At 63.5% G+C, this 2,686-nt stretch carries 5 protein-coding genes; all 5 read left to right on the top strand.

The window, feature by feature from the left end:
• On the top strand, window positions 1-612 hold a 612-nt coding region (locus SY1_RS05835), incomplete at its 5' end, for a DNA mismatch repair MutL family protein (RefSeq protein ID WP_481128939.1).
• Window positions 613-781: 169 nt separating this feature from the next.
• Window positions 782-1,390, top strand: a complete 609-nt coding sequence (locus SY1_RS12895) for an AAA family ATPase (protein ID WP_208873050.1) — start codon at window positions 782-784, stop codon at window positions 1,388-1,390.
• The gene (locus SY1_RS05825; protein ID WP_208873048.1) at window positions 1,285-1,953 is read left to right on the top strand and encodes an AAA family ATPase; all 669 of its coding nucleotides are present in this window, start codon (window positions 1,285-1,287) and stop codon (window positions 1,951-1,953) included. The genes SY1_RS12895 and SY1_RS05825 overlap by 106 nt, the downstream gene beginning before the upstream one ends.
• On the top strand, window positions 1,950-2,147 hold the full coding sequence (locus tag SY1_RS05820) for a hypothetical protein (RefSeq protein ID WP_015556472.1): 198 nt from the start codon (window positions 1,950-1,952) through the stop codon (window positions 2,145-2,147). Before SY1_RS05825 ends, SY1_RS05820 begins: the two co-directional genes overlap by 4 nt.
• Window positions 2,138-2,554, top strand: a complete 417-nt coding sequence (locus SY1_RS05815) for a DUF4276 family protein (protein ID WP_208874004.1) — start codon at window positions 2,138-2,140, stop codon at window positions 2,552-2,554. Before SY1_RS05820 ends, SY1_RS05815 begins: the two co-directional genes overlap by 10 nt.
• The last annotated feature ends 132 nt before the right edge of the window (window positions 2,555-2,686 follow it).

The following is a 2,686-nucleotide window of genomic DNA, read 5'->3' as shown; positions in this document are numbered from 1 at the left end:
AGGGAGGAAAGCGAGCCGAGCCCGAAGCCGGAGGGCGTTCCGGCGGTGGAGGCTCCGGTCTACATGGGCCAGACCTCCCAGGGCTATCTGGTCTTCGACGCGCCGGATGGGCTGGTGCTGATGGACCCCCATGCGGCGCACGAGCGGGTGGGCTACGAACGGATCCGCGATCGGGCGATGGGAGAGGCGGCGGTCCAGAAGCTCCTGCTCCCGACGCCGCTGCCGCCGACGCTGGCCCTGGAGGCGGAGGAGTACCGCGCCGCCCTCGAAGCGGCGGGCTTCAGCCTGGAGAGCCACGAGGGCGGCCTGCGCCTCGCCGCCGTCCCCGCGCTGCCCGACGGCGCGCCGGAGCCGGAGGCCCTGCTGAGGGCGTCCCTGGCTGCGCTGAAGGCGGACCGGGACGGCGACGCGAAGGAGCTTTTGTGGCGCACATGGGCGACCATGGCCTGCAAGGCGGCCGTGAAGCTCACCACCGCTCTGGCCCCCGCGGAGGCCCTCGCGCTGTGGCGCGACCTCCACCGGTGCGTTCAGCCCTTCCACTGCCCCCACGGCAGGCCCACGATGCTGGTCCTAGGGCCGGAGGAGCTCCTGAGGCGCTTCGGCAGGGAGTGAGGGGGCCGGAGACGACGAGAGGGGGCGATGAAAACGACGAACGACGGATTTTCGTATCGGGTCTTCTTTGAGCGGGTCTTTGACCCCATCGCGATGTATCGGGTCGCGGGAGCCCCCGCGAAAGGCGCCTGGGGCGGATCGGATTTTCTTCGGATGAAAGGAGAGAGCCATGAACGAGCAGGCGGCGTTCGGGACCTACAAGATCAGGAGAATTGCCATAGAGGGATTTCGGAGGCTGCGATCGCTGGATATTCCAGTGAGGCCCTTCATGGTCCTGATCGGTGCGAACGGGGTGGGGAAGACCTCCTTTTTGGACGCCCTTACGCTCCTCTCCGCCTCGGCCGCTGGGAGGTTGGGCGAAACCCTGTCCCGATTCGGAGGGGTCGCAAAGCTGTTGACTCGTGGCAAATGCGAAGAAATGGCGTTGGCCGTCGATATGGAGGTGCCCGGTTACGAGCCTCTGAGGTATCGGCTTCAAATGGAGCCCAGGGGAGCCGGCTCTTCCATAACCCAGGAGACGCTGTCGCAGCAGAAGTCGGATCGTCCCAGGCCTTTTTTTACATCGACGCCCACCATGGGAGGGTCGAGTACTACAACACGGAGACGAAGCGCCTGGACGTCCCGGACTGGGACTACAACCCAGGGGAGACGGCCCTCTCCCAGGTCCCCAGGATGTTTCGTCAGCCGGAGGCCCTGCGCCGCGTCCTGGCGACCGCAACGCAGTATCATACCCTGGACGTGGGATCGAGAGCTCCGATCAAACTGCCTCAACCCGTAAAACCGGCTGACCTGCCGGGGGCAAATGGTGAGGCCCTTCTCCCGTTTCTGTACTCCCTGAGGGAGAGCGACCGGCCCCGCTTCGATGCGGTAACGGACGCCCTGAGGGCGGCTTACCCGGATTTCGAGGAGCTGACTTTTCCGCCCGCAGCCGCAGGGATGCTGGCTTTGTCCTGGAAGGACAAAAAGTTTGAGAGCCCGATATACGCCGATGAGCTTTCGGAGGGGACCCTGCGCTTCCTCTGGTTGACGGCCCTGCTGCAGAGCCCCGAGCTCTCGACGGTGACGATGATCGACGAGCCGGAGGTCAGCCTGCACCCCGAGCTTCTGGACCTGTTGGCCCAGTTGATGCGGGAGGCCTCCGCCAGGACTCAGTTGATCGTCACGACCCACTCCGATCGGTTCGTCCGTTTCTTGAAACCCGACGAGGTCTACGTGATGGATGTCGGCGAGGAGGGGGAGGCGACGATCACGCCCGCGGATACCCTGGATCTCGCCCGTTGGCTCGACGAATATTCCCTGGACGAGGTCTGGCGGATGGGGCGCATGGGAGGGCGGGCATGAAGCTCTCGATCATCGTGGAGGGCAGGACGGAGACCGCTTTCAAGGAAGCCCTCACCGCTTTTCTGCGCTCAAGAATTTCCCGAATGCCCAGGCTGGATTTCCTTCCTCAGGACGGCCGCATTCCAAAGGCAGAAAAACTGAAACGTTTGGTGCATAACTTGTTGCAGGGAGCTCGGATCACGTCATCGCTCTGACGGACGTCTACACGGGGACCCAACCGCCCGACTTCAACGATGCCGCAGACGCCAAAGCCAAGATGCGTCAGTGGGTCGGGAACGAGCCGAGGTTCCATCCACACGCGGCACAGCATGACTTCGAGGCCTGGCTGTTGCCCTACTGGACGACGATCCAAAAGCTGGCGCTTCACGACAAAGCCGCCCCTCAAGGACAACCGGAGACCATCGATCACGGGAAACCTCCGGCCTGTCATATCAAGGAAATCTTCGAGGCGGGGAAACGCAAAAAAAGTTACGTCAAGCCCCGCGACGCCAAGGCCATACTGCGGGACAACGATTTATTGATCGCAATCGGGCAGTGTCCCGAGCTCAAGGCCTTCGTCAATACGCTCCTGGTTCTGTCCGGCGGCCAGGCCATCCCGTAGAGGGAAACGACGGGTCCGGCACCGCTCACGTTTTGTCCTTCAGCATGGGGCGTGGGCTGCAACAGCATAGCCGAGTCGACCCGTTACGCTATTCGCGAGGGGGACCTGGACCTGACACCAATTCGCGTTTAA

The organism is Fretibacterium fastidiosum (assembly GCF_000210715.1).
Lineage (GTDB): Bacteria > Synergistota > Synergistia > Synergistales > Aminobacteriaceae > Fretibacterium > Fretibacterium fastidiosum.
This window is presented reverse-complemented; position numbering and strand designations above follow the sequence as displayed.